The following is a 7619-nucleotide window of genomic DNA, read 5'->3' on the forward strand; positions in this document are numbered from 1 at the left end:
CGTCGGCCGAAGGCCAGCGGCACGTCGATCCGAAGCCGGCCAGACGGGACCTGACGGCGCGAGGCAAGCAGCGACTGTGCGGCTTCGATCTCGGCAAGGGCCCGGGAGCAGGCTTCATAATAGCTGACGCCTTCGCTGGTCGGGCTGAGGCTGCGGGTGGTGCGGTTCAGCAAGCGAACGCCGAGTCTCTGCTCCAGCTGCGCGATCGATTTGCCGATCGCCGACTTCGTCACATGCAGCCGCTCGCCGGCGCTGGTGAAGCTGCCGGCCTCCACCGCCTGAACAAACGCGACGATGCCTTGCAGGTCGGCCGTTTCCATGGCGATTTCCTATTGTCGACTTTTAATCCGCAATCAGTGTCAAATTATACCGCACGGAAGCACTATTTTCTATAGTCGAAAGGCATAAATGTTTCGCCTGGCATCAACGCACGGAGCGCGACACGACATGAGCACCCCAACCAACAGATCTTGGCAGATGAGCGGTTTTGGCCTGTCGAGGCTAAGCCAGGTGGAAGGCAAGGTGCCCGAGCCAGGGCCGCACGATTTGCTGGTGCGGACCAAGGCCGTGTCGCTCAACTACAAGGACAAGATGATCGTAGACGGCGTGCTGATCCCCGACCTTGCCTTTCCCTTCGTGCCGACATCCGACGCGGTGGGTGAAGTGGTGGCCGTCGGCAGTGCGGTCAGCCGCTTTCAGGTCGGCCAGCGCGTGCTCGGCCAGGTGATCGCCGATTGGCCGGATGGCGACGCACCGCCGGTGCTGCATAAGCACACGCTGGGGTCGTCGCTGTCGGGCATGCTTTCCGACCATGTCATCTTCGGCGAGGACGCCGCGGTGCTGGCGCCGCCATCGCTCGGCGATATCGAGGCCGCGACATTGCCGATCGCGGCGCTGACGGCCTGGTTCGCCATGGCCGAAGCGACCAGACCGGTGCCGGGCCAGACCATTCTGATCCAGGGCACCGGCGGCGTGTCGCTGTTTGCGCTGCAGTTCGCCACCGCGTTCGGCCTGCGCGCCATCGTCACCTCAAGCAGCGATGAAAAGCTTGAGCGGGCGAGAAAGCTCGGCGCCTGGCAAGGGATCAACTACCGCACGCAACCGGCCTGGGATGAGGCCGTGCGTGAGCTGACGAATGGGCTGGGCGTCAACCACGTGCTGGAAATGGTCGGCGGCGACAATGCACGGCGATCGCTGAATGCGCTCGCCGCCGATGGTCGGCTGTCGATCATCGGCCTGTTGGGCGCGATGGAGCTCAGCTTCCCTATCATGCCCTTCATGCGCAACCGCATCACCGTGCAGGGCCTGTCGGTTGGCCATCGCCGCGCCTTCGAACGTATGAATCAGGCGATCGAGGCGCTGGCGATCAAGCCGGTCATCGACAAGCTCTTTGGCTTCGACGAGGTGCCGCAAGCCTTGCAGCATCTGGAGAAAGGGCCGTTCGGCAAGATCGTGATCACCACGAACTGACTTTTGCGATGGTCAGGGCAACTGCTTCAACACGCCGACAATTGCCTCGCCATCCGTGAAATAGGGATCGCCGCCGCCATTGCGTCCCGTACTGGTGGCGCCGACGCCCGATATATCGCTGGTCGAGATCAGCGTGCCGGCGGTGGCCAGGTCGCGCATCAGGAAATCGCGCTCGGCGTCGATGTCGGGGCCGATATGGTGGGTGACGGCGCCGGTGTCGTGGCTGAGGCCGACGCCGCGATCGAAGCTGGCCGAGCCCAGCCACAGCGGCCGGCCATCGTCGCCGCTTGCATCGGTCTGCCAGAAGCGGACATGATGCCGGCGGTCGGCGCTGAGGCCCTCCGGCTTTTCGAAGGCGAGATCCTGGGCGCGGCCATCGAACAGCAGCCTGCTGACCGGCGCATCGGGGTAGGGGTGGTCGAACAGCACGCTTTCACCGATCTCGATCGCGGTCTTCAGGGTCACGGCGTCGGCGGTGTCCCAGCCGGCGACGGCAAAGGCATGGACTACTTCCTTTCGCTTGCCGACAAGGCCGACATTGATGGGATCGCCCGGAATGCCTTGCGGCGTGTGCGTCACCATCTCGAAGCTGTGCTTGCGAAAGCCGCGATCGTGAAACGTCCAGAATTCCGGTGCGGCGAAATAGGCGAGCGCCAGATAGGCGGCCAGCAAGGTCGCCACCCAGATTGCAACGCGTCGCCGAAAACTTCGCTGGCTCATGAACGCCGCCCGATCCGTGCGGTATCTGTTGCCTGACGGACCCTGGAAATCAATGGCCAGCAGCGCGCCGCCGGTCTATCGTGGCCATCGTTTCCTCGCGGGGGCAGCAATGGAGCGGAAGCTGGCAGGCCGCAAGCCAATGGCGTTGACCGCCGAGCTTGTCGCGCAAGTTGAGCGTGTCGAACCTGATCCCGGGCCAGAGCCCGGAACCAGCGAGCACACCGATGCGGAGTTCGATGGCGTGGTCGACAAGCTGCTTTCGCAGCATCGTCCCGAGACGCTTTGGGTCTTTGCCTACGGGTCGTTGATCTGGAACCCCGAATTCGCCTATGTCGAGCAGCGCCCGGCCACGGCGCCGGGATGGCACCGCTCGTTCTGCCTGAAACTGACCCGCTGGCGCGGAACCCGCGATTTGCCGGCCCTGATGCTGGCGCTCGATCGAGGCGGCAGCTGCAACGGCATCGTCTATCGGCTGCCCGCGGAAGATCATTTCGGGCAACTCGGCCAGTTGATGCGCCGAGAAATCGATGCCAACCCGCCAACCAACGTGCCATGCTGGATCAAGGTCAAGACCAGGGACGGGCCGCTGCGTGCCTTGGCTTTCGTCGCCGCGCCGTACGGCAGCGCCTATGCCGGCCGGTTGCCGTTGGAGCAGGTTGCCGACACTCTGGCACGGGCTGCCGGTCATTGGGGCTCTTCGGCGCAGTATTTGTTCAGGACCGTGAGCAAGCTTGAAGAGAGCGGCATCCGCGACCGGAATCTCTGGCGCATCCAGGACTTGGTTGCACGGCAAATCGCCGCTTCAACCGGTGGCGCCGATTAGGCTGATCTCTCCCTAACGGCAGGCGCGATAGCCGTTCTTGCGATTCTTGATGTCGAAATGGAAATGGTTGCGGTGGTCGTAGTTGTAGCCGGGGCCGAGCACGGTGGTGAAGTACTGGCAGCCGTCGGCGCGCACATTGTTGAGGAAGCCGCGGGTGCGGAAGGCGAACAGGCCGGGCTTGCGCACGTCGATGTCGTCGCCATTGTTGAGTTCGATGCTCATGACGTCGAGCGCATTGCCCTTGCCGTGCTCGGACAGGACACCTTCGCCGGCAATCCTGCGGCAGGAATAGCTGGAGCCCTGGTGGATGGTCTTGACGCCGGAGAAATAGCGCCAGCGGGCGGAGGGGACGAGCTCGTTCTTCGTCCAGCCGGCAAAGGTGGCGGCCATGTCGCAGGTCAGGGTTGCGGCGGGTTTCATCTGGATGTTGCCGATGGCCGAAACCTTGACCGGATAATCGATGCCGCACTGGCCTTCATGGATCGGCGCCAGGTCGGTGTAGGCGACATCGAGACGCTTCAATTGCTGCCGGCAGTCGGTTTCGCTGGCCGGCATCTGCTCGACGGGCGACATCGGCTCGTCCATGCGCGGATAAGCGGCCTGCGTCATGTATGGATTGGAAGGGACAAGCTTCTGCATGCCGGCATATTGCGGCACGGCAGCCGTCTGCGCGCCGACGTCGACGGCCGGCTGCAGCGACAGCACACTGCCGGTGTTGCAGGCGGAAAGCGCCGCCAGCGCCAGGCCGGCGGTCAGCATTGCTGCATATTTTGTCTGGCGCGCGGTGGCGAAAAACACGGCCCGAAATTTGCCGGCCATTGGCGGAATCCCGTTGATGGATATCCGGCATTTTAACGATCAAGGGTAAAGGAAAACTCAGCGCCCGCGTTCATGCCTGCGGCCGAATTGCGGCACGCGGATCATCGGCGAGGGCAATTCATCTTCGACAAGGCGCCTACTAGTTTTATAATAATTGCGGTTGGAGGGGTAAATGTCGATCTGGCGTACGATAAAACGGTTCTTCACCGCCCGGGATCTGCGTGAAGTGTATGTAACTTTACGCAGGAGTCCCTATTCGTTTGCCTTTCTTCTGAAGCTGGACAGGGATCAGCAGAAGTATGTTGTGGTTCAATTCCGGCATAAAAGTTTCGTCCAAGAGACTTGCAGCATGAGTATCGAAGATTTTGATGATTTTACACGTGGTGTTTTGATCATGAGGGCCGAGATCGACAAGCCGCTCCCGCCGAGCGCTGTGCAATAGATTTAGCCCAATTCCTGAGTGCGCTTTCGGCTATTGGCAGAACGTCCCGCCATGCCGTCTCGGTTCGAGATCGAGATGGAAATGCAGGGAGTGATCGGCATCGGCGCCCGGACCGAGCACCGTCTTGAAGGGTCCACAGGCGGCCTTGCGCACGGCATTGAGGAATTTGGCGTCCTTCTCCGGCGGCGCCGGGCCGACCTCGATCTTCTTGCCGTCCGACAGCGTGAAGCTGGCGATGTCGAGCGCGTTGCCGAACGCGTGTTCCGACAGTTTTCGGGTGCCGTTGCGTGGCCGGCAGACAAAGGCCGATGCCTGGCCGATCGATTTCAGGTCCTCACCGAATTCGGCTTTCGCCGCCGGCTGGATGACATCGGCGGCAAAACGCGCCGTCGCCTCGGCCATCTTGCAATTGAGCTCGGTGCCGGGGCCGATGGCGACGGACTTTCCAAGGTTCTTCAGCACGATGGGGTATGGGATCGAACAGCCGATTTCGGGCTGGCTTTCCGCCTTGTGTTCTTCGAATTCGACGCCGAGCGTCTTCAGTCGTTCGCGGCAGGCGACTTCCTCGGCTGGCATTTTCTCGTCGGGCAGATCGGCCGAGCGCGGATCGGGCAGCATCTTCTTCTCGTCCGCGTCCGCCGGCTTTTGCGGCGGCTGCGGGCCAACGTTGGGCGGCTGAGCCTCGGGCTCCGCGATGTCGGGTTTTGGTGTCGGCGTTGGCGCGACCGCGGGCGGCTCCGGTTCGCTTTCGGTATCGGTTGAGGGTTCGGGAACTGACGACTCGGGGAGTGCCTGCTTTTCCTGGCGGGATTTTTCTTCGTTGGAACCTTCGGGCGCGCCGGTGGTCTTCGGAGCTTCCGTCTTCTGCTCCTGCGGCTTTGCAGTGTCAGCCTTCCGAGCGTCCGCCGGGCGCGGTTCCGGCACCGGAATGCCGGGCGCTGGTGCCGGAACAGATGGTCCAGGCACCGGAGCATCGGCAGGCAAGGGCAGCGGAGACTGCGTTTTCTGCTGTGTCTGCTTCGGCGTAACCGACCGATGTCTTCGTGGTTTCAGGCGCTTTCCGCCTCGCGGTTTAAGAGGCTGTTCGGCTCTTGGTGTCAACGGCTGCTCTATCCTCGGCGTCAACGGCTCGTGATGCCGATGGCGATGTCTCGCCTCGGCCGGCATCATCAGCAAGGCCGTGACGGCCATGACGAACAAGATCCTGAACGTTCGGGAAAAGATAAGCGACCCCATCGCCGTCAACGGCGCCGACGCAAGGTGGTTGCCTCGGCCGCATCACGAACGGTAACCGCTCCGTTACGCACCGATCGCTTCCAGCCCTTCCTCCAGCCAGTCGGCGAGCAGCGGCATGCCAAGCAGGTATTTTGCGGTGCGCTTGTTGGCGCGTTCGCGCGCGGCCCCCAGCGCGTCCGCCCATTCGGTGGCGTCGTAGTCGCCGCGACCGACCCAGGCGAGCGCGATCAGTTCGGCTGCTTCATCGACATTGAGGTCGTTGATCAGTTCGCGCAGCTCTTCTTCGGTCAGATTCTCGGAGCTTTCCTCGGCAAGGCCGTCATGGTGATGGTTGACATGGGACTCGCCGTCGAGCTCGACCTCATGCTCGGCGCCATCGGCATAGTCTTCATTGACGGCCGCACTCAGCGCCTTGGCCTTGAGGATGAACAGGCGCACAGTGTCGGGGCCGATCGAAAGCTCCCAGTCCTTTTCAAGCCGCCGCTGCAAGGGCCGTCTCCCTCAGGTCGTTTGCCGGATGATAGCGGATTTGCGGCATCCGTCACCTGATGTTCTCCGCACGCAATTTTCCGGGATGAAACGCAAGCCGACCGGCGTTAGTGTTGCATTCTCACCCTCCAGGAGGCTTCGATGCATAAAAGAGTGCTGATCCAGGTGGCGACTGCCCTTGTCGCGCTGCAGTTCCTTGCCGTTCCAGTGTTCGCCGCCGGCGGTGACAGTGGCGGCAGCGATCAGACGGTCACCCAATGCAAGAAGGGCGAAGTCTGGGACAAGAAGAAGAAAAAGTGCGTCGCACCCCAGGAGGGCATGCTCGACGACGACAGCATCTATGATGCTGGCCACGCGTTGGCGATGGCCGGGCGCTATGACGAGGCGATCGCCGTGCTCAGCCTTGCCGCCAACAAGCAGGATCCGCGCATCCTCAACTATCTCGGCTATTCGCACCGCCATTCCGGCCGCGTCACCGTCGGCCTCGGCTATTACGAGGAAGCGCTGCGCATCGATCCGAACTACACGCTGGTGCGTGAATATCTCGGCGAAGCGCATCTGCAGATCGGCGATCTGGCCGGGGCTCAGCAGCAGTTGATGGAAATCGAGAAGCGGACCGGCAAGGGTTCGCGTGAATATGGCATGCTGGCCGAGCAGATCGACCATTTCATGAGAAGCTGAAAAGATCCCAGGCTCTACCAAGCGGCCGCGAGCGATCGCGGCCGCTTTTTGTTGCCCCCAGCCTCATTCACCGCCCTGGCTGATGAAAACGGGGATGATTTTAGCAAAACCGATTTTTGGGCGTGAAAAACCCGCTGACATTGCTATATTCAGGGAAATTGCGGTGAAACGGTTCCGTTAGCCCGAGGCTGCCGGACCCGTTTTCTTTTTGTACCCATCGACAAGGCTTTCCCCGAAACGCGGGGGTGGCAGCAGGAAAGGTCAGGCATCATGAACAAGGTCCCGATGACAGGCGAGGGGTTCGCGTCATTGAAGGAAGAACTGCGTTGGCGCCAGCAGGAAGAGCGGCCGCGCATCATCGAGGCGATCTCCGAAGCGCGCTCGCATGGCGACCTGTCCGAAAATGCCGAATATCATGCCGCCAAAGAGGCGCAGAGCCTCAACGAGGGCCGCGTCAACGAGCTTGAAGATTATATCGCGCGGGCCGAAGTGATCGACGTCAGCAAGCTCAGCGGCGACAAGATCAAGTTCGGCGCCACCGTGGTGCTGGTCGACGAGGACACCGAGGAAAAGAAGACTTACCGGATCGTCGGCGACCAGGAGGCGGACGTGAAGTCCGGCCGCATCTCGATCTCCTCGCCGATCGCGCGTGCGCTCATCGGCAAGGAAGTCGGCGACGCCATCGAAGTCAATGCGCCTGGCGGTGCCAGGGGATATGAGATCGTCCAGGTGCAGTTCATCTAGGGGATTTGAGGGGGCGCGGCTGCGATTTTTAAGCTGAGGTTTGCGCCGCCCCTCATCGCCCTGCCGGGCATTTCTCCTCGTATAGTGACGGGGAGAAAGATGCTCTCATCGACGATTTCGCCGATTTTCAACGTAGCAGAATAGACGCTGGCCTTGCGTTCAGCTCTCTTCTCCCCGTCGTTATACGGGGAGAAG

11 protein-coding genes are annotated in these 7619 nt (G+C 61.9%); 5 read left to right on the forward strand and 6 right to left on the reverse strand.

Annotated features, from left to right (window positions below; all coding sequences use genetic code 11):
- The coding region (locus tag EOC06_RS28240; protein ID WP_164898779.1) for a LysR family transcriptional regulator at window positions 1-320 on the reverse strand (320 nt) is incomplete at its 3' end.
- Between the two features lie 127 nt (window positions 321-447).
- Here EOC06_RS28240 and EOC06_RS28245 point away from each other — a divergent pair.
- Window positions 448-1470, forward strand: a complete 1023-nt coding sequence (locus EOC06_RS28245; RefSeq protein ID WP_128309342.1) for an NAD(P)-dependent alcohol dehydrogenase — start codon at window positions 448-450, stop codon at window positions 1468-1470.
- Window positions 1471-1482: 12 nt separating this feature from the next.
- Here EOC06_RS28245 and EOC06_RS28250 read toward each other — a convergent pair whose 3' ends face one another.
- Window positions 1483-2190 (reverse strand): LssY C-terminal domain-containing protein, encoded by a 708-nt coding sequence (locus EOC06_RS28250; RefSeq protein ID WP_128309343.1) that lies wholly within the window; start codon window positions 2188-2190, stop codon window positions 1483-1485.
- A 109-nt stretch (window positions 2191-2299) separates the two neighbouring features.
- On the opposite strand from EOC06_RS28250, the gene EOC06_RS28255 reads away from it, so the two are divergent.
- Entirely contained in the window at window positions 2300-3013 is a 714-nt protein-coding gene (locus tag EOC06_RS28255) for a gamma-glutamylcyclotransferase (protein ID WP_128309348.1), read from the forward strand.
- 12 nt (window positions 3014-3025) lie between these two features.
- Here EOC06_RS28255 and EOC06_RS28260 read toward each other — a convergent pair whose 3' ends face one another.
- Window positions 3026-3832, reverse strand: coding sequence for an extensin family protein (locus EOC06_RS28260; protein ID WP_127270418.1), 807 nt, complete (start codon window positions 3830-3832; stop codon window positions 3026-3028).
- A 172-nt stretch (window positions 3833-4004) separates the two neighbouring features.
- On the opposite strand from EOC06_RS28260, the gene EOC06_RS28265 reads away from it, so the two are divergent.
- Entirely contained in the window at window positions 4005-4274 is a 270-nt protein-coding gene (locus EOC06_RS28265) for a hypothetical protein (RefSeq protein ID WP_128309344.1), read from the forward strand.
- A gap of 30 nt (window positions 4275-4304) precedes the next feature.
- Here EOC06_RS28265 and EOC06_RS28270 read toward each other — a convergent pair whose 3' ends face one another.
- Together EOC06_RS28270 and EOC06_RS28275 are read right to left on the reverse strand one after the other, a co-directional pair.
- Window positions 4305-5387, reverse strand: coding sequence for an extensin family protein (locus EOC06_RS28270; RefSeq protein ID WP_164898780.1), 1083 nt, complete (start codon window positions 5385-5387; stop codon window positions 4305-4307).
- Between the two features lie 186 nt (window positions 5388-5573).
- Window positions 5574-5999: a DUF3775 domain-containing protein gene (locus tag EOC06_RS28275; RefSeq protein ID WP_128309346.1), complete on the reverse strand. Its 426-nt coding sequence runs from the start codon at window positions 5997-5999 to the stop codon at window positions 5574-5576.
- A gap of 141 nt (window positions 6000-6140) precedes the next feature.
- Between EOC06_RS28275 and EOC06_RS28280 the strand changes: the two genes are divergently transcribed.
- Entirely contained in the window at window positions 6141-6680 is a 540-nt protein-coding gene (locus EOC06_RS28280; RefSeq protein ID WP_128309347.1) for a tetratricopeptide repeat protein, read from the forward strand.
- 270 nt (window positions 6681-6950) lie between these two features.
- A complete protein-coding gene (gene greA, locus EOC06_RS28285) occupies window positions 6951-7424 on the forward strand; it encodes a transcription elongation factor GreA (RefSeq protein WP_013530066.1) in 474 nt (157 codons plus the stop codon).
- Here the strand turns inward: greA and EOC06_RS40965 are convergent.
- Window positions 7421-7619, reverse strand: a 199-nt coding sequence (locus EOC06_RS40965; RefSeq protein ID WP_206631268.1) for a hypothetical protein, incomplete at its 5' end; no start/stop codon positions are given. The two genes, greA and EOC06_RS40965, sit on opposite strands and share 4 nt — an antisense overlap.

It is taken from the genome of Mesorhizobium sp. M7A.F.Ca.MR.362.00.0.0, from assembly GCF_004023175.1.
In the GTDB taxonomy this organism is placed as follows: Bacteria; Pseudomonadota; Alphaproteobacteria; order Rhizobiales; family Rhizobiaceae; genus Mesorhizobium.